The sequence below is a fragment of the Streptomyces sp. NPDC089799 genome, from assembly GCF_040684755.1.
Taxonomy (GTDB): Bacteria; Actinomycetota; Actinomycetes; order Streptomycetales; family Streptomycetaceae; genus Streptomyces.
Genome location: NZ_JBFBGR010000012.1, coordinates 76058 through 97020, shown reverse-complemented (window position 1 = coordinate 97020; position 20963 = coordinate 76058). Strand labels below are relative to the sequence as shown.

Below are 20963 nucleotides of genomic sequence, written 5' to 3'. Positions count from 1 at the left end.
ATGGCCTTGTACGACATCCCCGGGACCGCCGTCCACGGGAGCGCCGCCCACGACGCGCTCTTACGCCGGATCACCGGCGCAGCGGGCGTCGCCGCCGGGCTGCTCGCGCTCGTCGCGGTGCCGCTGTACTTCGTGTACGACGGTCCGCCGCCCGCCGGGAACGTGCTCACCCGGATCCTCCTCAACCTGCTCACCTGCGCCGCCCTGCTCGTCTTCACGGCCGGGCTGCGGTACCTGATCCGTACTGCCGCGCCCGGGTTCGACTACCTGGGCGGGCTCGTCCTCGGAGCCGGGACCGCCTACGTCACCGTCACCCTGGTCGCCGCCTCCCTGGAGGCCGGCGTGGTCCTGGAGCACCCGGACGGGACCCTCGACCCCACCGTCGACGGGCCCCTCGCGCACGGTGCGATGCTGCTGCACGGCTCTGCCGCCCGGCTGCTCACCGCCCTGCTGCTGGCCGCCGCCGGATACGCGATCCTGCGCAGCGGCGTCCTGCCGCGCTGGACGGGGCTGGCCGCGTACGCCGTCGCCGCCGCCAACCTGGCCTTCCTGCCCTCCCTGTACTTCGGCACCGACGCCGCCCGCTTCTACAGTGCGGTCGGCTGGGGCAACAGCGCCCTGACCGCCGCACTGGTCGTGTACTGGGCCTTCGCCGCCGGTGTCGTACTCCTCAGGTCGCCGGGGTCGCCGGGGTCGCCGGGGTCGCCGGGCCGCAGCGCGCGGCCGGGGACTCGCGCTGGGTGAGGGCGAGCGTCCGTTTCGCCGCGGCCACCACCGCCGGGTCGACGAAGCGGCCGTCCGCCAGGGCCAGCGCGCCCGGGGCGGCCGCCGCGGCCAGGACCACCTCACGGGCCGCCGTGACCTCCTCGGCGGTCGGCAGGTAGGCCCGTTCGATCACCGGCAGCTGGCGCGGGTGGATCGCCGCCCGGCCCAGGAACCCCAGCGCACGGCCCCGGGCGCAGGACACGGCCAGGGCCTCCAGGTCGCGGATGTCCGGGAAGACCGACTGCGCGGGCGGCGCCAGGCCCGCCGCCCGGGCCGCGACCACGACCCGGGAGCGCGGCCAGTCCAGGCCGGCGTCGGCCAGCGGCCCCGACAGGCACAGGTCCGCACGGAGGTCCGCCTCGCCGAGCGACAGCCCGCGCAGGGCCGGGTGCGCGCGGGCGATCTCGTACGCCCGCTCCACCCCCAGCGCGGACTCCAGCAAGGCGTACAGGGCCACCCCGCCCGTGCGTTCCGCGACCCGGGAGACCTGCTCGGGCGCGGTCACCTTCGGCAGCCGCAGGCCGGCCAGGCCGTGCAGCCCCGCGAGGGCGGCGAGGTCCGCGCCCGCCCAGGGCGAGGCCAGGGCGTTGACCCGGACGTGGACCGGCACCGGCGGCCGGACGGTCAGCAGCTCCGCCGTCGCCGCCCGCGCGTACTCCTTGCGCGAGGCCGGCACCGCGTCCTCCAGGTCCACGATCACCGCGTCCGCTCCGGAGGCGAGCGCCTTCGCCACCACCTCCGGGCGGTCCCCGGGGACGTACAGCCAGGTCAGGATCACAGTGCTCCCTCCTCGCGGAGCCGGGCCAGGTCCCCTTCGGACAGGCCGAGTCCGGCGAGCACCGCGTCGGTGTCGGCGCCGTGCGGGCGGCCCGCCCAGCGGATGCCGCCGGGCGTCTCCGACAGCCGGAACAGGACGTTCTGCATGCGCAGCGGTCCCAGTTCCGGGTCGTCGACCTCGGTGACCGTGTCCAGGGCCGCGTACTGCGGGTCGGCCATCACGTCCCGGACGTCGTACACCGGCGCCACCGCGGCCTCCGCCTCCTCGAACGCGGACACGACCTCGTCCGCCTTGTGCCGGGCGATCCACCCGCCGACGGCCTCGTCGAGCAGCGCGGCGTGCGCGGCCCGTCCCGAGCCCGTCGCGAACCACGGCTCGGCGGCCAGCTCCGGCCGGCCCACCAGGTGCACCACCCGCTCCGCGACCGACTGGGCCGAGGTGGACACGGCCAGCCAGCGGCCGTCGGCGCTGCGGTAGGTGTTGCGGGGCGCGTTGTTGGTGGACCGGTTGCCGGTGCGCGGCTGGACGTAGCCGAGCTGGTCGTACCAGAGCGGGTGCGGGCCGAGCACCGTCAGGATCGGCTCGATGATCGCCAGGTCCACGACCTGGCCGCGGCCGGTGCGGTCCCGGCCGGCCAGGGCCGTCATCACGGCGTACGCGGCGGTCAGTGCGGCGATCGAGTCCGCGAGGCCGAACGGCGGCAGGGTGGGCGGGCCGTCCGGCTCCCCGGTGATCGCCGCGAAGCCGCTCATCGCCTCGGCGAGCGTGCCGAAGCCGGGGCGGCGGGCGTACGGGCCGGTCTGGCCGAAGCCGGTCACCCGGGCCAGCACCAGCCGGGGGTTGGCGGCGCTCAGCTCCGCCCATCCCAGCCCCCACTTCTCCAGGGTGCCGGGCCGGAAGTTCTCGATGACCACGTCGGCTGTCGCGGCCAGCCCGAGCAGGGTGTCCCGGCCGCCGGGGGTGGAGAGGTCGAGGGTGATGGTCCGCTTGTTCCGCCCGAGCAGCTTCCACCACAGGCCCACCCCGTCCTTGGAGGGGCCGTGGCCGCGGGACGGATCGGGCCGCCGCGGATGCTCGACCTTGATCACCTCGGCGCCGAAGTCCCCGAGCAGGGTGGCCGCGAGCGGCCCGGCGAAGAGGGTGGCCAGATCGAGGACGCGGAGCCCGTCGAGCGGGCCGGGGGAGGGGGGCGCCTCCGGGCCGGGGGTTCCCCCGGCGGCCGGGGACCGGGTCTCGCTCATGAGGTCCGCCCCTGTCCGGACGGGGTGCCGTCAGCTGCCGCGGACCGGTCCGCCGACTGGTCCGCTGACCGGTTCGCCGACCGTGCCACCGACCCGGCCGCGGACCGGTCCGCCGCGGCGTCGATCTCGGGCCGGGACGGCATCGAGTCCTGGGCGCCCGGCCGCTGCACGGACAGGGCAGCCGCGGCCGAGGCCCAGGCCAGTGCCTCGGGCACCGGCCGGCCCTCGCCCAGGGCCACGGCGAGCGCACCGGCGAAGGTGTCGCCCGCCGCCGTCGTGTCCACGGCCCGGACCCGCGGCGCGGGCACGGAGAGCGGCTCCCGGCCGCGCGCCGCGTACAGCACCCCCGCCGCACCGAGCGTGATCACGACCTCCGGCACGTCGTGCAGCAGTGCCTGCGCCGCCTGCCCGGGGTCGGTCAGCCCGGTCAGGGCGGCCGCCTCGTGCTCGTTGGGCAGCAGCAGGTCGACGGCCGACAGCAGTTCGGGCGGCAGCGGCCGTGCGGGAGCCGGCGTCAGCACGGTCCGTACGCCGTGCGCCCGCGCGGCCCGCGCGGCCGCGGTGACCGCCGACAGCGGCACCTCCAGCTGCAGCAGCAGGGAGCCGGCCGCCGCGATCCGCGCCTCGTCGCCCGCCTCCAGGCCGGTGACGCGGCCGTTGGCGCCGGGGATCACCACGATCGCGTTGCCGCCCTCGTCGTCGACCGTGATGTGCGCGGTGCCGCTGGCGCCCTCGACGGTGCGCAGGGCGTCGGTGTCCACCCCGGCCTCGGACAGCGCCGACCGCAGCCGTACGCCGAAGGCGTCGGCGCCGACCGCCCCGATCATCGCCACCGAACCGCCGGCGCGGGCCGCGGCGACGGCCTGGTTGGCGCCCTTGCCGCCGGGGACGGTACGGAACTCCCGGCCGGTCACGGTCTCCCCGAGGCGCGGGGCCTTGGCGACGTAGGCGACGAGGTCCATGTTGGTGCTGCCGAGCACCACGATGCTGCCCGTCATGAGAGGGCTTCCTCCTGTGGGTTGACTGGTCCCGCGAGGGACGCGGTGAGCCGTGCCAGGGCGTCGAAGCCGATGCCGTCGAAGCCGGGGACGGTGCTGGCCAGGCGGTTCTTCAGGGGCGCCGTCCACCGGTCCGGCAGCCGGTCCGGCGCACCGGCCAGCAGCCCGGCGACGCTCCCGGCGGTGGCCCCGTTGGAATCGGTGTCCCAGCCGCCGGACACCGCCGCGCACACGGAGCGGGTGAAGTCCCCGTCGGCGTGGGTGAGGGCGGCGGCGATCAGCGCGGCGTTCGGGACGGAGTGCACCCAGTGATAGTGGCCGTAGCGGCGGTGCAGCTCGTCCACGACCGGGTCGAAGTCCAGGCCCGCGCGGCGCTCGGCGGCCCCGATCCCGTGGCGGACGGCCTCGGCCAGCCGGGAGCCGGCCGGTACGACGGCCAGGCCGGCCCGGAGCGAGGCGTGTACGTCGGCCGTGCCGGAGGCCGCCGCGGCGATGGTCGCGGCGGCGAAGCGGGCGGCGTGGAGGCCGTTGCCGGTGTGGCTGAGCGCCGCGTCGCGGGCCGCCTGGGCGGCCGCGCGGGCCGGGTCGCCGGGGTTGGTCCAGCCGTGCAGGTCGGCGCGGATCAGGGCGCCGATCCACTCGCGGAACGGGTTGCGGTGGGTGGCGGTGAGCGGGGGTTCCAGGCCGAGGAGCAGATTGCGGTAGGCGATGCGCTCGGCGGTGAAGGTCCGGCCGGCGGGCAGCACGTCGAGCCACAGCCGGCCGACGTCGGCGGTGCCGAAGTCCCTGCCGTGGCGCTGCAGCAGGAGGAGGTTGAGCAGCGGGTACTCGAGGTCGTCGTCCTCGGGCATCCCGTCGATGTTCTCGGCGAGGGAGGTGGCGGCGGAACGCCGGTTCCAGGGGTGCGCGGCGAGCAGCGCCGGCGGGACGCCGCGGGCGGTGAACCAGTCGTCGAGCGGCCAGTTGCCGGCAGCGGCAGCCAGTGCCCGGATCCCCTCCAGGGGCAGCTTCTCCACGGGCTTCCCGAGCAGACACCCCACGGCCCGCCCCAGCCACGCGGCCTCGACCCGCGCGACGAACGCCTCGCGGCTGCTGCGCGCGTGCTCGACGCCGGCCGTGCCGGCCGTGCCGGTCCCGTCGGCGGGACGGTGCCGGGAGGGCCCCGCAGGGAACGGGAGGGCGGCCAGTTCGTCCAGGAGGTGTTCCGCGAGGGCGCGGAGGTGTGGCGGGGCCGGGTCCGGTGAGGCGCCGGCCCGTTCCGGCGGGAGGCGGCCGCCCGCCGCCAGCCAGGCCCGCAGCTGCGCCCCGGCGTCCCGGCCGTCCTCCGCCGCCTGGCGCAGCTCATGGCCGACCAGGTCCTCCGGCTGCACCCAGGTGAGCCGTACCGCCCCCGGCGGAAGCGGGGAAGGGGCGGGACCCCGGGCGCGGGCGGCGGCAGTCGGGGCCGAAGCCGTGGCCAGGGCCGGAACCGTGGCCGCGGCCGGAGTGGCGGGGGCAGGCCCGGGCCAGGGCCCGGCAGGGTCCTGCCGGGTCACCGGGGCTCCGTCAGGGCCGTGAACGCGGCTTCGTGGCGGCGCCGCCGCGCCCCGTCCCGGGCGAAGACCTCGCGCGCGACCTCCGCGACCGCCGCCGCCGGACCGTGCAGGTCGAGCCGGCTGGCCTCGGCGACCTGTTTCACCCAGCCCGCCGGGACCGCGGACTCTCCGCCCAGCGCGCCCGCCAGCGCCCCCGCCATCGTCGCGATCGAGTCGCAGTCCCGCCCGTAGTTCACCGACCCCAGCACCGCCGTCGTGTAGTCCCCGCCCGCGACCAGCAGCATGCCCAGCGCCACCGGCAGCTCCTCGATCGAGTGCAGCCGCGAGGGCCGCCGCGCACCGAGCGAGGGCTTCCGGTAGTCCGGCCCGACGGAGTCGTACGGTTCCACCGCCGCCCGCAGCGGAGCGAGCGCCGCCTCGAAGTCCCGCTGCCCGGCGGCGACCTGACGTTCCGCCGCCGCGCGCACCGCCGAGATCGCCTCCCGCGTACCGTCCTTCGCCAGTGCCAGCGCGTCCTCCACCACCGATTCCGCCGTCGCGCCCGGCGCGCACGCCGCCGCCACCGCCGCGGCGAACACCCCGGCCGCCTCCCGCCCGTACGAGGACTGGTGGGCGCCCGCGATCTCGATCGCCTCCTCGTACGCCCCGCGCGGGTTGCCCGCGTTGACGATCCCGACCGGCGCCATGTACATCGCCGCGCCGCAGTTGACGATGTTGCCCGTGCCGGCCTCGCGCGGGTCGGCGTGCCCGTAGTGGAGCCGGGCCACGATCCACTTCTCGGCCAGGAAGACCCGCTGCAGGGGGAGCGCCTCGGCCTCCAGCTCCGGGATCCAGCGGGGCGTGCCCATCAGGTCCGGGACCAGGTGCTCGGCGATCGCGTACGCGTCCAGGTGGTCCCGTACGGCCTGGTAGACGCGGACCAGGGCGTGGGTCATCAGGGTGTCGTCGGTGACGTGCCCGTCGCCCTTGTGGTACGGGGCGATGGGGCGGGCCGTACGCCAGTCCTCGTACCAGGGGCCGACGATGCCGTGCACCCGGCCGCCGTGCCGCTCCACGATCCGGTCCGGGGGCCAGCCCTCCACCGGGCCGCCGAGCGCGTCGCCGACGGCGGCCCCGACCAGGCAGCCGGTCGCCTTGTCCTCCAGAGTGGGCGTCAGGGTCATGGGTGCAGGACTCCTCGTCCCTCGGGTGCCGTGGTGAGCGGTGCGGGTGCCGCGGTCGGTACGGGTGCCACTGCGGGTGCGGGTGCGGCCGCCGGGGGCGGCGGTGTCTTGGGCGAGGTCAGTGCCGTACGGGCGAGCAGTGCGGCCAGCTCCACCAGGTCGGTGCCGGCCAGCCGCGGCAGCGCACAGCCGGACAGGGTCCGGCACGCCTCGCGCCAGGCGGCCGGGATGGCGGCGCCGCCGCCGAGCGCGCCGGTCAGCGCCCCGGCGAGGGCGGGCGCGGAGTCCGCCACCCGGGACAGACAGGCGGCGGCGGGCACGGCCTCGGCGGCCCGGCCGCGGGCGGCGGTCGCCAGGGCGAGGGCGACGGGCACGGTCTCGGCGGCGGCGATCCCGTAGCTGTAGACGTGGTCGACGATCTCGTGCTCCAGGGTGGGCACGAGACCGAAGGCGCCCTCGGTGGCGGCGCGGGCCAGTCTCACCGCGTGCCGGGCGTTGCGGCCGATCTCGGTGGGAGCGGGCAGCTGCCCGAGGGCCTCGTCCACGGCGGTGTCGACGTCGGCCCCGCCGAGCGCGGCGGCGACGGCGGCGGCCATGGCGCGGGCCCCGTGGACGCCGTCGCCGTCCTGGGTGTAGCGGGCGTCGAACTCGGCGAGGTCCGCCGCCGCGGCGGGGTCGCCGGGGTGGACGACGGCCAGCACGGCGGCGCGCACGCAGGCGGCGTCGTCGAAGTAGTGCGGGTTGTCGTGCCCGGTGGCGGGCGGGCGCAGGCCGGCGGCGAGGTTGCCGAGGCCGGCCCGTACGGAGATCCGGGCGCGCAGCGGCAGGACCGCCGACTCGACCTCGGGGGCGCGGTCCGCGGCCGCGGCGACTTCGGAGGCCAGCGCGTTCCAGGCCAGGTCGATGGCGGCGCGCATCCGGCGGGACCGGCTGAGGTCGCTGAGCAGGACTCCGGCGGCGGTGAGCACGGACTCGGCGGCGAAGGCCGCCCACTCCGCGTCGTCGGACGGGCCGAGGCGGAGCGGTTCGGGGGGCTGGTTGAGGGCGATGGGGACGGGCAGGGTGGTGGTGGCGTTCTGCTCGGCGAAGGTGTCGAGCTCGCGGGTGAGCCGGCGGGTCCATTCGGGCATGCGGATCGCGCGGTGGCGGGCGGCGGGCCAGCCGGCCGCGTCCCCGGCCGCGAGCCCGAGGAGCAGGCCCTCGATCCGCCGCGGCCCGTCCGCGGCGGGGGCCGTGCCGTGCGCCGTGCCAGGCGCCGTCCCGGGCGTCCCGGCCTGCGTCGCGGCCTGCGCCGTGCCCTGAGCCGGGGCCTGCGCCGTGCCGTGCGCCCTGCCGTGTGTCGTGGCCTGGGCCGTGCCGTGGACCGGGCCCTGGGTCGCGGCCTGGGCCGTGCCGTGCACTGTGCCTTGCGCCGTGCCGCGAGCCGTGCCTTGCGTCGTGGCCTGGGCCGTGCCGTGCGTCGTGGCCTGGGCCGTCCCCTGAGCAGTGCCGTGCATCGTGCCCTGCGTCGTGCCCGGATCCGCTTCGCTGTCCGCCCGCGCCCCGGCAGCCGCCGTTGACGACGTCGGCGCGGCCACGGGAACGGGGTGTGCGGGGGTGTGGGCCGGGGTCATGCGCGCGGCTCGCTTTCCGGGGTCAGGAGGTCCGCGACGTCCAGGACGTGGTAGCCGCGCATGGCCGGGAGGCAGCTGCCGCGGACCGGGCCGATGGCCGCGGCCCAGTCGGCGGGGATGGCGGTGCTGCCGGACACGGCGCCCGCCAGGGCGCCGGCCACCGCCGCCGTGGTGTCCGCGTCGCGGCCCATGTTGACCGCCGTCAGGACGGACGCGCGGAAGTCGCCGCCGGACGCGGCGAACGCGCCGAAGGCCAGGCCGACGGCCTCCGGTGCCAGGTCCGTCCACGGGTAGCCGCCGATGACCACCGCCGAGCGCACCGCCCGTTCGCCGCGCGGGGCGGCCGTCACCGCGCGGCGCAGGGAGCGGGCCGTCCACGAGTCGGAGGGGATGACCGACAGGGCCGCCGAGACCACCGAGGCGGGCGAGCCGCCCGCCATCGCGGCGGCCACCCCCGCTGCCACGGCCTGGCCGCCGTAAATGCCTTCGCCGTCGTGGCTGACCGTGCCGTCGATCGCCACCAGCCGTGCCGCCTCGGCGGGCCGGCCTGCCGCGAAGACCCCGAAGGGGGCGGCCCGCATGGCCAGTCCGTCCGACCACGCGTGCCGGTGCTGGGCGGAGATGGGGGCGGCGAGACCGCGCCGGAGGTTCTCCAGGGTGCCGCGCTCGCTGAAGCCCGCGCCCCGGAACGGGCCCTCGTCGAGGTCGGCGATCCAGTGGTGCCAGGCGCGTTCGACGTGCGTGACGGTCAGCGCGCTGCCGTGCCGGGCCAGCAACAGGCCCGAGAAGATGGCGTACTCGGTGTCGTCCGTGCCCGCCGGGTCCTCCGTCACGAACCCCTCGATCCGGCCCCAGCGCGCCCGGATCTCGGAAGGCTTCATGTTCTCCGCGGGCGCCCCCAGCGCATCACCGACCGCGAGGCCCAGAAGCGCGCCCCTGGCCCGTTCCAGAAGGACCTGCGGATCGCATGCAATCAGCTCCATGGCGCGCCTCTCCGACGTGTTGGACCCATCATGAGCCCTTGGGGGATTTGTGCCATGGCATGTCGTTTGTCGGTTGTCGCGAAACACCCCTCGAAGCCGCTCGTCACCCGGTCGCCGACGCGCAAAACCGCAGGTAAGTACGGCCTTCCTTGCTGGCGGCCGGCGGAAATCGTGCGTAGTTTCGAGGTGTTCAGGGGGGCCGTACGGCCCGCACCGGGGCCGTGCGCTTTCGCGCGGTATGCCCGTATGTCCGTGTGTCCGCACGTCAGTGTGTCCGCACGTCCGAGCGTCCGGGTGCCTGCGCCTCCGCGCACCCGCACGCAGGGTGCCCGGTCGTACGGGCGGGGAAGGGGAGAAGACCATGTCCATCATCACCACCGAGGCGCCGCTCCACGAGGCGCACCGCGACAACCACACCCACCGCGACGTCAACGGCGGATGGCTGCGTCCGGCGGTCTTCGGCGCGATGGACGGACTGGTCTCCAACCTCGCCCTGATGACCGGCGTGGCCGGCGGCGCCGTCGCGCCGCAGACCGTCGTGATCACCGGCCTCGCCGGGCTGGCGGCCGGCGCCTTCTCCATGGCGGCGGGCGAGTACACCTCCGTCGCCTCCCAGCGGGAGCTGGTCCTCGCGGAACTGGAGGTCGAGCGGCAGCAGTTGCGCAAGCACCCGGTCGACGAGATGGAGGAGCTCGCCGAGCTCTACGTCTCCCGGGGCGTCGAGCCCGCGCTGGCCCGCGAGGTGGCCATGCAGCTCTCCCGCGATCCCGAGCAGGCGCTGGAGATCCACGCCCGGGAGGAGCTCGGCATAGACCCCGACGACCTGCCGTCGCCGGTGGTCGCCGCCGCGTCCTCGTTCGGCTCGTTCGCGCTGGGCGCGCTGGTGCCCCTGCTGCCGTACCTGCTCGGGGCGACCGCCCTGTGGCCGGCCGTGCTGATGGCGCTGCTGGGGCTCTTCCTGTGCGGCGCGGTGGTCGCGAAGGTCACCGCGGCCTCGTGGTGGTTCAGCGGGCTGCGGCAGCTCCTGCTGGGCGGCGCGGCGGCCGGTGTGACGTACGTCCTGGGCAGCTGGATCGGTTCGGCCGTAGGCTGACGCGCCCGGGAGTGAGACGCTATGCATGCCCTCGCATAAATAAAGGCCGCATCTCGTCTGTTTCCCGGTGGTTTCGGTTCCGTGTCCACGGGGCATGAGACCGTGGCGGCGCGGGCAAGGAAGCTCGCCCGCGCCCGGGACCCTCCGGCCGTCGCCAATGACCCGCCGACACTCCCCGCGAAGGATCCCTTTCTTTCTGCCTCGTGCAGTGTCCGCATGGTGAAACACGTCATCCGCTTCGCGGGATGGCAGTCATCATGTAACCTGCACGAAATTTCGCAGAGGGCCAACGTCGTCCCTCGGCCTGCACATAGCCACGACGACGACGGGAGAGCCGATGCGTTCCGCATCCACGCACTCCGCGACCGGCCTCAGCAACACCGCCTGGTCGCCCATGGACGGTCGCCCCGCCCCCCAGGGCATGTACGACCCGCGCAACGAGAAGGACGCCTGCGGCGTCGGCTTCGTGGCGAACCTCACCGGCGAGGCGACCCACACGCTCGTCGAGCAGGCGCTGACCGTCCTGCGGAACCTCGAGCACCGCGGAGCCACCGGCTCCGAGCCCGACTCCGGCGACGGCGCGGGCATCCTCTCCCAGGTCCCGGACGCCTTCCTCCGCGAGGTCGCCGGGTTCGAGCTCCCTGAGGCCGGCGCCTACGCCGTCGGCATCGCCTTCCTCGCCGGCGACGACAACGCACAGGTCGTCGCCGTCGAGCAGATCGAGGCGATCGCCGCCGAGGAGGGCCTCACCGTCCTCGGCTGGCGCGAGGTCCCCGTCACCCCCGACCTGCTCGGCAACGGCGCCCGCACCACCATGCCCGCCTTCCGCCAGCTGTTCGTCAGCAACGGCACCACGGGCATCGAGCTGGACCGCAAGGCCTTCGTGCTGCGCAAGCGCGCCGAGCGCGAGGCCGGCACCTACTTCCCGTCGCTGTCGTCGCGCACCATCGTCTACAAGGGCATGCTGACCACCGGCCAGCTGGAGCCCTTCTTCCCGGACCTCTCCGACCGCCGCTTCGCCTCGGCGATCGCCCTGGTCCACTCCCGGTTCTCCACGAACACCTTCCCGTCGTGGCCGCTCGCCCACCCGTACCGCTTCGTCGCCCACAACGGCGAGATCAACACGGTCAAGGGCAACCGCAACTGGATGCGCGCCCGCGAGTCCCAGCTGGCCTCCGACCTGTTCGGCGGCAAGGACGGCAAGGACCTCTCGCGGATCTTCCCGATCTGCACCCCGGACGCCTCCGACTCGGCCTCCTTCGACGAGGTCCTGGAGCTCCTCCACCTCGGCGGCCGCTCCCTGCCCCACAGCGTGCTGATGATGATCCCCGAGGCGTGGGAGAACCACACCTCCATGGACCCGGCGCGCAAGGCGTTCTACCAGTACCACGCGACGATGATGGAGCCGTGGGACGGCCCCGCCTGCGTCACCTTCACCGACGGCACCCAGGTCGGCGCGGTCCTCGACCGCAACGGTCTGCGCCCGGGCCGCTACTGGGTCACCGACGACGGCCTCGTCGTCCTCGGCTCCGAGGTCGGCGTCCTGGACATCGACCCCTCCAAGGTCGTCCGCAAGGGCCGCCTGCAGCCCGGCCGGATGTTCCTCGTCGACACCGCCCAGAAGCGGATCATCGAGGACGACGAGATCAAGGCGCAGCTCGCCGCCGAGGCCCCCTACGCCGAGTGGCTGGAGGCCGGCGAGATCGAGCTGGAGGACCTCCCCGAGCGCGAGCACATCGTGCACACCCACGCCTCGGTCACCCGCCGCCAGCAGACCTTCGGCTACACCGAGGAAGAGCTCCGCGTCCTCCTCGCGCCGATGGCCCGCACCGGCGCCGAGCCGATCGGCTCCATGGGCACCGACTCGCCCATCGCCGCCCTCTCCGAGCGCCCCCGGCTGCTGTTCGACTACTTCACCCAGCTGTTCGCGCAGGTCACCAACCCGCCGCTGGACGCCATCCGCGAGGAGCTCGTCACCTCGCTGCGCTCCCACATCGGCCCCCAGGCCAACCTGCTGGAGCCGAGCGCCGCGTCCTGCCGCAACGTGATGCTGCCGTTCCCGGTGATCGACAACGACGAGCTCGCCAAGCTCATCCACATCAACGCCGACGGCGACATGGCGGGCATGAAGGCCGCCACCCTGTCCGGCCTGTACCGGGTCTCCGGCGGCGGCGAGGCCCTCGCCGCCCGCATCGAGGCCATCTGCGCCGAGGCCGACGCCGCCATCGAGGACGGCGCCCGCCTGATCGTCCTCTCGGACCGCCACTCGGACGCCGAGCACGCGCCGATCCCGTCGCTGCTGCTCACCTCCGCCGTGCACCACCACCTCATCCGCACCAAGCAGCGCACCCAGGTGGGCCTGCTGGTCGAGGCCGGCGACGTCCGCGAGGTGCACCACGTCGCGCTGCTCATCGGCTACGGTGCCGCGGCCGTCAACCCGTACCTGGCCATGGAGTCGGTCGAGGACCTGCTGGGCGCCGGCACCTTCCTCTCCGGCCTGGAGCCCGAGAAGGCCATCAAGAACCTGATCTACGCCCTCGGCAAGGGCGTCCTGAAGGTCATGTCCAAGATGGGCATCTCCACCGTCGCCTCCTACCGCGGCGCCCAGGTCTTCGAGGCCATCGGCCTGAGCGACGGCTTCGTCGAGAAGTACTTCCAGGGCACCGCCACCAAGATCGGCGGCGCCGGCCTGGACGTCATCGCCCAGGAGGTGGCCGCCCGCCACGCCAAGGCGTACCCGGCCTCCGGCATCGCCCCGGCGCACCGCGCGCTGGAGATCGGCGGCGAGTACCAGTGGCGCCGTGAGGGCGAGCCGCACCTGTTCGACCCGGACACGGTCTTCCGCCTCCAGCACGCCACCCGGCAGCGCCGCTACGACATCTTCAAGCAGTACACCGACCGGGTGAACGAGCAGTCCGAGCGCCTGATGACGCTCCGCGGCCTGTTCGGCTTCAGCTCCGACCGCCCGTCGATCTCCATCGACGAGGTCGAGCCGGTCTCCGAGATCGTCAAGCGCTTCTCCACCGGCGCCATGTCGTACGGCTCCATCTCCAAGGAGGCGCACGAGACCCTCGCCATCGCCATGAACCAGCTGGGCGGCAAGTCCAACACCGGTGAGGGCGGCGAGGACCCGGACCGCCTGTACGACCCGGCGCGCCGTTCGTCGATCAAGCAGGTCGCCTCCGGCCGCTTCGGCGTCACCTCCGAGTACCTGGTCAACGCGGACGACATCCAGATCAAGATGGCCCAGGGCGCCAAGCCCGGCGAGGGCGGCCAGCTGCCCGGCCACAAGGTCTACCCGTGGGTCGCCAAGACCCGGCACTCCACCCCGGGCGTCGGCCTGATCTCCCCGCCGCCGCACCACGACATCTACTCCATCGAGGACCTGGCTCAGCTGATCCACGACCTCAAGAACGCCAACCCGGTCGCGCGCATCCACGTGAAGCTCGTCTCCGAGGTCGGCGTCGGCACGGTCGCCGCGGGTGTCTCCAAGGCGCACGCGGACGTGGTCCTGATCTCCGGCCACGACGGCGGAACGGGCGCCTCCCCGCTGACCTCGCTGAAGCACGCGGGCGGCCCCTGGGAGCTCGGCCTGGCCGAGACCCAGCAGACCCTGCTGCTCAACGGCCTGCGCGACCGGATCGTCGTCCAGACCGACGGCCAGCTCAAGACCGGCCGCGACGTGATCATCGCCGCGCTGCTCGGCGCCGAGGAGTTCGGTTTCGCGACCGCGCCCCTCGTCGTCTCCGGCTGCGTCATGATGCGCGTCTGCCACCTGGACACCTGCCCGGTCGGCATCGCCACCCAGAACCCGGTCCTGCGCGACCGCTTCTCCGGCAAGCCGGAGTTCGTGGTCAACTTCTTCGAGTTCATCGCGGAGGAGGTGCGCGAGCTCCTCGCCGAGCTCGGCTTCCGCACCCTGGAGGAGGCCGTCGGCCACGCCGAGCTGATCGACACCTCGCGTGCCGTCACCCACTGGAAGGCGCAGGGCCTCGACCTGGAGCCGCTGTTCCACGTGCCGGACCTGCCGGAGGGCGCGGTCCGCCACGCCCTGGTCGCCCAGGACCACGGTCTGGAGAAGGCGCTCGACAACGAGCTGATCGAGCTCGCCGCCGACGCGCTGACCGCCGACACCGCCGAGCAGGCCCAGCCGGTGCGGGCGCAGGTCGCCATCCGCAACATCAACCGGACCGTCGGCACCATGCTCGGCCACCAGGTCACCAAGAAGTTCGGCGGTGCGGGCCTGCCCGACAACACCATCGACCTGACCTTCAGCGGTTCGGCCGGCCAGTCCTTCGGTGCCTTCGTGCCCAAGGGCGTGACCCTCCGCCTGGAGGGCGACGCCAACGACTACGTCGGCAAGGGCCTGTCCGGCGGCCGGGTCGTGGTCCGCCCGGACCGCGGCGCCGACCACCTGGCCGAGTACTCGGTCATCGCCGGCAACACCATCGGCTACGGCGCGACCGGCGGCGAGATGTTCCTCCGCGGCCGCACCGGCGAGCGCTTCTGCGTCCGCAACTCCGGCGCGCTGGTCGTCTCGGAGGGCGTGGGCGACCACGGCTGCGAGTACATGACCGGCGGTACGGCGGTCGTCCTCGGCGAGACCGGGCGCAACTTCGCGGCCGGCATGTCGGGCGGTGTCGCGTACGTCGTCGACCTCGACCGCAACAACGTCAACGTCGGGAACCTGGACGCCGTCGAGGCCCCGTCCGACGAGGACAAGCAGTGGCTGCACGACGTGGTGCGCCGCCACGAGGAGGAGACCGGCTCGACGGTCGCCGCGAAGCTCCTCGCCGACTGGGACGCCGCGGCGGCCCGGTTCAGCAAGATCATCCCGACCACGTACAAGGCAGTGCTCGCCGCCAAGGACGCCGCTGAGCTGGCCGGTCTCTCCGAGGCCGAGACCACCGAGAAGATGATGGAGGCGGCGACCCATGGCTGACCCGAAGGGCTTCCTCACCACCCCCCGCCAGACCGCCTGCTCGCGTCCCGTCGAGGAGCGGCTCCAGGACTGGAACGAGGTCTACGTCCCCGGCTCCCTGCTGCCGATCATCAGCAAGCAGGCCGGCCGCTGCATGGACTGCGGCATCCCGTTCTGCCACAACGGCTGCCCGCTGGGGAACCTGATTCCCGAGTGGAACGACTTCGCCTACCGCGAGGACTGGTCGGCGGCGTCGGAGCGGCTGCACGCGACGAACAACTTCCCGGAGTTCACGGGCCGTCTGTGCCCGGCCCCGTGCGAGTCGGCGTGCGTGCTCGGCATCAACCAGCCGGCCGTCACCATCAAGAACGTCGAGGTCTCGATCATCGACAAGGCGTGGGACAACGGGGACGTCACCCCGCAGGCCCCGGAGCGCCTGTCCGGCAAGACCGTCGCCGTCATCGGCTCGGGCCCGGCCGGCCTGGCCGCCGCCCAGCAGCTGACGCGGGCCGGCCACACCGTGGTCGTGTACGAGCGCGCGGACCGCATCGGCGGCCTGCTCCGCTACGGCATCCCCGAGTTCAAGATGGAGAAGGTGCACATCAACCGCCGCATCGAGCAGATGCGCGCGGAGGGCACCAAGTTCCGCACCGGCATCGAGGTCGGCCGCGACATCACCGCGACCGACCTGCGGAAGCGCTTCGACGCGGTGGTCGTGGCCGCCGGCGCCACCGTCTCCCGCGACCTGCCGGTCCCCGGCCGTGAGCTGAACGGCATCCACTTCGCCATGGAGTACCTGCCGCTCGCCAACAAGGTGCAGGAGGGCGACTTCCTCGCCCCGCCGATCACCGCCGAGGGCAAGCACGTGGTGGTCATCGGCGGCGGTGACACCGGCGCCGACTGCGTGGGCACCGCCCACCGCCAGGGTGCCGCCTCCGTCACCCAGCTGGAGATCATGCCCCGCCCGAACGAGGAGCGGAACCCGGTCTCGCAGCCCTGGCCGACCTTCCCGATGCTGTACAAGGTCACCTCGGCCCACGAGGAGGGCGGCGAGCGGATCTACTCCGTCAACACCACCCACTTCGAGGGCGACGAGGACGGCAACGTCCAGTCGCTGCACCTGGTCGAGGTCGAGTTCGTCGACGGCAAGCTGACCACCAAGCCGGGCACCGAGCGGGTCATCCCGGCCCAGCTGGTCACCCTGGCCATGGGCTTCACCGGCACCGACCAGGCCAACGGCCTCGTCGAGCAGTTCGGCGTGGACCTGGACGCGCGCGGCAACATCGACCGCGACGCCTCGTACGCGACCAACGTCGACGGCGTCTTCGTCGCCGGCGACGCCGGCCGCGGCCAGTCCCTGATCGTGTGGGCCATCGCGGAAGGCCGTTCGGCCGCCCGCGGCGTGGACCGCTACCTGACGGGCGCCAGCACCCTCCCGTACCCGGTCAAGCCGACCGACCGCTCCATCGCGGTCTGACGCAGCACCAGCAGTCCCCGGGGCCTCCCGCCCCGGGCCTGTGAACGATCGTGCGGTGTCCCGGGGCCTCCCGCCCCGGCACACCGGGATTGTGCACCAACCCTCCGGCTCCGGCCGGGGACCCCTCATACGGTCCGTACAACGGCGTACGGAACTCCGACACGGCGCCCGTCATGTCCCCGACCAGGGATGACGGGCACCGTGGCGTACGGGTGCCACTCGGGGGTCACTCTGGAGTGAACTCGTACTGGAGCTCGTACAGGTGCCCGGCCTTCACCATCACCGTGACCTCGATGGGCTTCCCCTCCACCGTGTACACGGTGCGGAGCGTGCGCAGGACGGGGAGGTCGCCCGGCAAGCGCAGTGCCGCGTACTGCTCCTGGGTCGCTGTGCAAGCGGTGACACGGTCCACGCTGAGGCCGGGTGTGTGGCCGAGCTCCCGGAGCAGCGTCGGAGTACCGCCCCGGATCCTGCGGCCCTCTGAGAGCGGCGTGCCGTGTGCCACGTCCAGCGGGTAGTAGGAGCTGACCAGTTCGGCCGGCTCACCGTCGATGCTGATCAGCTGACTCCGGAGGACGACCGTTTCGCCGTCCGCGATGTCGAGGGCTGCCGCGACATCGCCCGTGATCTGCGTCCGTTCCACGGCCAGCAGGGTGCTGTGTGCCGAACCACCCTGCTCCGCCGCCCTCGCCAGCCAGGGGAACCGCTTTCCCGGAACTGCTGCGGCGAACGACTCCGCCGGCCGCACGGTCCGCTGCCGGTTCTCGCGCACGCTCACCGCCGCGCCGGCACGGCCGACGACGAGCCCTTCCGTCTTGAGGAGGACAAGCGCCTTCTGGATGGTCGCGTTGGAAGCGTCGAAGCGGGTTCTGAGCTGGTTCGTCGAGGGCAGCTTGGTCCCTGCCGGGAGCTGACCGCTCATGATCTCAGCCCGTAGATCCGCAGCGATCCGCGCGTGCAGCGGGCGAGGGTCGGACGATCCTTCTGCTGTCACGGCCAAGGGATTCATCCGATCCTGATCTCGTAGCACAGTTGCTGACGTGCTGCGGGCATGAGCATCACATCGGCCTGGATCGGGCGATTCGTCGCGTCGTACGTCACCCGGCTGATCCGCAGAACAGGTTCACCGTCAGCCGTCCGGAGCTGCCCACGCTCCTCCCCGGAGGGCATCCGGGCAGAGACGTGCTCCGTGACCCGGACACCGACGTGTCCGAGCGCGGCGAGGAGGGAAACGGCTCCACCGCGGATCTTCGCCGTACCGGCAAGCGGCGTGCCTTCCGCGATGTCGTGCGGGTAATAGGTGTCAGTCAGCTCGTTCGGCTCGCCGTCGAGTTCGATCACCCGGCGCCGGACCACAACGGTTCGGCCGACCTCCACTCCCAGCAGAGCCGCGACGTCGGCGGACGCGGACACCTTGCCCGCCTTCACGATCCGTTGGCCACCGTTGCGGCCGTGCGCGGCGGCCTCGGCGGTCCAGGCGTCTGTCTCTCCGGTCGCGCGCGGCACCAAGTACGGCATCGAGGTGCTGATCCATCCGCCGTCGCTCACGGTCGTCCTCCCGTACATCTGCCCGGTGTTGCCACCCCACGGTATGTGACCGGTGGGTGGTGGAGGCCGCATGGGTCAAGCTTGCTGCTATATGCGAATAGCGATACGGTCTGTATCTCCATGAAGACTCAGCGTCGAGGTGGGTGGTGTGGGTGCGTGCTTTTCGTCAGGAGCGCTTTCCGCGAGCTCGTGGCTCTGTCGGTGCGGCCCGACGTTTCGCGGGTGACACCCTCGCGGACTGGGGTGTCAGAGAGCGGTGGCACGATATGCGCCTCTGCGCCTCCGAACTTGCGGCGAATGCGGTGTTGCACGGTGCCCCAACCGGCCGGGACTTCAGCATCCGTCTGGTGCGTGAGCTCCACCGAGTGGTCATCGAGATCCGCGACACCGGCCCGGGCCTGCCCGTCGTCCAGTGCACCGCGCTGGACGCCCCGTCCGGGCGCGGGCTCTGGCTGGTGAGGGAACTCGCCGACGAGTTCGGCGTGGTGGACGAACCGGTGGGCAAGACGGCGTGGGTGGCCTTCGCCTCCGGGTGATGCGGCTGCCTGCAATGGGTGCTGCCGAGCGGTCGTCCCGCCCCGTCCGGCCGGTGTGGCCGGGCGGGGCGGTCGGTCGTCCGCCGGGGCGGCTACCGCTTCAGGACCTCCGCCGTCACCTGGGCCGGGACCGGGGCGAGGCCGGCGGGGCGGGTGGTGAAGGTGCCGCGGCCCTGGGTGCGGCTGCGGAGGCGGGACGCGTAGCCGAAGAGCTCGGCCAGCGGGACCGCCGCCGTGAGCACCGAGGTGCCGGAGCGGGCGGTGGAGGCGGTGACCCGGCCGCGGCGGGAGGCCAGGTCACCCAGGACCCCGCCGACCGCGTCCTCCGGCACGGTGACCGTGACCTCCGCGACCGGCTCCAGGAGTTCGAGGGTGCTCGCGCGGAGCGCCTCGCGCAGGCCGAAGCGGCCCGCGGCCCGGAAGGCCATCTCCGAGGAGTCCTTGGTGTGGGTCGCACCGTCGGTGAGGGTGACCCTCAGGCCCGTCACCGGGTGGCCGCCCAGCGGGCCCTCCGCCAGGGCGTCCCGACAGCCGGCCTCCACCGCGCGCACGAACTCCTGCGGTACCCGGCCGCCCGTGACCGTCGACCGGAACACGAAGTCCGTACCTCCTTCTCCTTCTCCTTCGCCCGTCAGGGGTTCCACGTCGAGGACGATGTGTGCGAACTGGCCCGCGCCGCCGTCCTGTTTGACGTGGCGGTGGACGAAGTCCGCCACCCCGCGCACGACCGTCTCCCGGTACGAGACCCGGGGGCGGCCGACCGCCACCTCCACCCCGCGGTCGCGGCGGATCTTCTCCACCGCCACCTCCAGGTGCAGTTCGCCCATTCCGGACAGGAGGGTCTGCCCGGTCTCGCCGTCCGTGCGGACGACCAGGGACGGATCCTCCTCCACCAGGTGCGCGAGGGCGGACGCCAGCCGGCCGGTGTCGGTGCTGCGGCGTGCCTCGACGGCCACCGAGACCACCGGCTCGGCCACCGACGGCGGTTCGAGCACCAGCGGTGCCGACGGCGCGCAGAGCGTCGTACCGGCGCGGGCCGACTTCAGGCCGATCACCGCGACGATGTCACCCGCCACCGCTTCCTCCCTCTCCTCGTGGCGGTCCGCCTGCACCCGCAGGATGCGGCCGATGCGTTCGGTCCGGCCGGTGACCGGGTCCAGGACGGACTCGCCCTTGCGGACCGTGCCCGCGTAGACGCGCACGTACGTGAGCCGGCCCGTCGTCGTCGCCGCGACCTTGAAGGCCAGGGCGGTGAACGGCGCCGACGGGTCCGCTTCCCGTTCCTGTTCCCCATCCCGCAGGGTGCCGCGTACGGGCGGTACGTCGGCGGGCGACGGCAGGTACGCCAGGACCGCGTCCAGCAGCGGTTCGACGCCGCGGTTCCGGTACGCCGATCCGCACAGCACCACCACGCCGTCCCCGGTCAGGGTCAGCTCGCGCAGGGCCGCTGCCAGGGTCTCCCGGGTCAGCGCGCCCGCCGCGCAGAACTCCTCCAGCGCGGCCGGATGCAGTTCGGCGACCGTCTCCTCCAGCAGCCGGCGCCGGCGGCCCGCCTCCTCCCGGAGTTCCGCCGGGACGTCGCCCACGGTGTGCGCGTCGGACGTCCCGTCCCAGGTCAGGGCCTCCATGCGGAGGAGGTCCACGACGCCGGCGAAGCCGGATTCCGCGCCGATCGGCAGCTGCACCACCAGCGGTACGGCGCCCAGCCGGTCCCGGATCGAGGCCACGGCCCTGTCGAGGTCGGCGCCCGCCCGGTCCAGCTTGTTGACGAACGCGATCCGCGGGACGCCGTGCCGGTCGGCCTGCCGCCACACCGATTCGCTCTGCGGTTCCACCCCGGCGACGGCGTCGAACACGGCGACGGCCCCGTCCAGCACCCGCAGGGAGCGCTCGACCTCGTCGGAGAAGTCCACGTGCCCGGGGGTGTCGATCAGGTTCACCCGGTGCCCGGCCCAGGAGCAGCTCACGGCCGCCGCGAAGATGGTGATGCCGCGGTCGCGCTCCTGTGCGTCGAAGTCGGTGACGGTGGTGCCCTCGTGGACCTCGCCCCGCTTGTGGATGGTGCCGGTCGCGAACAGGACGCGTTCGGTGAGGGTGGTCTTGCCGGCGTCGACGTGGGCGAGGATGCCGATGTTCCGGACGGCGGTCAGGGGGTTGAAGACGTGCGTGCGCATGGCCGGAGGCCTTTCGAAGAATGCGTGCGTGAGAAACGGGCAGCGCGATTCCCCGGACGGCGGAGCGCGTGAGAACGGCTCAGAAGCGCGTCACGGGCATACGGTGGCGGCCGCGCAGCCGGCACCGTACGCACGAGG

15 protein-coding genes are annotated in these 20963 nt (G+C 73.6%); 5 read left to right on the top strand and 10 right to left on the bottom strand.

Annotated features, from left to right (window positions below):
* On the top strand, positions 1 to 744 hold the full coding sequence (locus AB0O36_RS15860) for a hypothetical protein (RefSeq protein WP_365109783.1): 744 nt from the start codon (positions 1 to 3) through the stop codon (positions 742 to 744).
* On the opposite strand, the gene AB0O36_RS15855 is transcribed toward AB0O36_RS15860, so the two are convergent.
* The 7 genes from AB0O36_RS15855 to AB0O36_RS15825 form a co-directional block, all read right to left on the bottom strand.
* Positions 671 to 1543, bottom strand: a complete 873-nt coding sequence (locus AB0O36_RS15855; RefSeq protein WP_365109780.1) for a CoA ester lyase — start codon at positions 1541 to 1543, stop codon at positions 671 to 673. The two genes, AB0O36_RS15860 and AB0O36_RS15855, sit on opposite strands and share 74 nt — an antisense overlap.
* Positions 1540 to 2784, bottom strand: coding sequence for a CoA transferase (locus AB0O36_RS15850; RefSeq protein ID WP_365109777.1), 1245 nt, complete (start codon positions 2782 to 2784; stop codon positions 1540 to 1542). Before AB0O36_RS15850 ends, AB0O36_RS15855 begins: the two co-directional genes overlap by 4 nt.
* Complete coding sequence (gene rbsK, locus AB0O36_RS15845; RefSeq protein WP_365109774.1) at positions 2781 to 3782, bottom strand: ribokinase; 1002 nt, start codon at positions 3780 to 3782, stop codon at positions 2781 to 2783. Before rbsK ends, AB0O36_RS15850 begins: the two co-directional genes overlap by 4 nt.
* On the bottom strand, positions 3779 to 5152 hold the full coding sequence (locus tag AB0O36_RS15840; protein WP_365110128.1) for an ADP-ribosylglycohydrolase family protein: 1374 nt from the start codon (positions 5150 to 5152) through the stop codon (positions 3779 to 3781). The genes rbsK and AB0O36_RS15840 overlap by 4 nt, the downstream gene beginning before the upstream one ends.
* A 161-nt stretch (positions 5153 to 5313) precedes the next feature.
* Positions 5314 to 6480 (bottom strand): ADP-ribosylglycohydrolase family protein, encoded by a 1167-nt coding sequence (locus AB0O36_RS15835; protein WP_365109771.1) that lies wholly within the window; start codon positions 6478 to 6480, stop codon positions 5314 to 5316.
* Positions 6477 to 7976: an ADP-ribosylglycohydrolase family protein gene (locus AB0O36_RS15830; protein ID WP_365109763.1), complete on the bottom strand. Its 1500-nt coding sequence runs from the start codon at positions 7974 to 7976 to the stop codon at positions 6477 to 6479. The genes AB0O36_RS15835 and AB0O36_RS15830 overlap by 4 nt, the downstream gene beginning before the upstream one ends.
* A gap of 113 nt (positions 7977 to 8089) precedes the next feature.
* Positions 8090 to 9076 carry an ADP-ribosylglycohydrolase family protein gene (locus AB0O36_RS15825; protein WP_365109759.1) on the bottom strand — a complete coding sequence of 329 codons (987 nt, stop codon included), beginning with the start codon at positions 9074 to 9076 and terminating at the stop codon, positions 8090 to 8092.
* Between the two features lie 361 nt (positions 9077 to 9437).
* On the opposite strand from AB0O36_RS15825, the gene AB0O36_RS15820 reads away from it, so the two are divergent.
* The 3 genes from AB0O36_RS15820 (at position 9438) to AB0O36_RS15810 (ending at position 16567) form a co-directional block, all read left to right on the top strand.
* Entirely contained in the window at positions 9438 to 10169 is a 732-nt protein-coding gene (locus AB0O36_RS15820; RefSeq protein ID WP_365109756.1) for a VIT1/CCC1 transporter family protein, read from the top strand.
* Between the two features lie 394 nt (positions 10170 to 10563).
* Positions 10564 to 15111, top strand: coding sequence for a glutamate synthase large subunit (gene gltB, locus AB0O36_RS15815; protein ID WP_365110125.1), 4548 nt, complete (start codon positions 10564 to 10566; stop codon positions 15109 to 15111).
* Complete coding sequence (locus AB0O36_RS15810; RefSeq protein WP_365109753.1) at positions 15104 to 16567, top strand: glutamate synthase subunit beta; 1464 nt, start codon at positions 15104 to 15106, stop codon at positions 16565 to 16567. The genes gltB and AB0O36_RS15810 overlap by 8 nt, the downstream gene beginning before the upstream one ends.
* A 226-nt stretch (positions 16568 to 16793) precedes the next feature.
* On the opposite strand, the gene AB0O36_RS15805 is transcribed toward AB0O36_RS15810, so the two are convergent.
* Together AB0O36_RS15805 and AB0O36_RS15800 are read right to left on the bottom strand one after the other, a co-directional pair.
* Positions 16794 to 17576, bottom strand: coding sequence for a GntR family transcriptional regulator (locus tag AB0O36_RS15805; RefSeq protein WP_365109750.1), 783 nt, complete (start codon positions 17574 to 17576; stop codon positions 16794 to 16796).
* Positions 17573 to 18115 (bottom strand): UTRA domain-containing protein, encoded by a 543-nt coding sequence (locus AB0O36_RS15800; RefSeq protein WP_365109748.1) that lies wholly within the window; start codon positions 18113 to 18115, stop codon positions 17573 to 17575. Before AB0O36_RS15800 ends, AB0O36_RS15805 begins: the two co-directional genes overlap by 4 nt.
* Before the next feature lie 143 nt (positions 18116 to 18258).
* Here AB0O36_RS15800 and AB0O36_RS15795 point away from each other — a divergent pair, with 143 nt between their 5' ends.
* Entirely contained in the window at positions 18259 to 18651 is a 393-nt protein-coding gene (locus tag AB0O36_RS15795) for an ATP-binding protein (protein ID WP_365109745.1), read from the top strand.
* A 92-nt stretch (positions 18652 to 18743) separates the two neighbouring features.
* Here AB0O36_RS15795 and fusA read toward each other — a convergent pair whose 3' ends face one another.
* Positions 18744 to 20825, bottom strand: coding sequence for an elongation factor G (gene fusA, locus AB0O36_RS15790; protein WP_365109742.1), 2082 nt, complete (start codon positions 20823 to 20825; stop codon positions 18744 to 18746).
* Positions 20826 to 20963 lie beyond the last annotated feature (138 nt).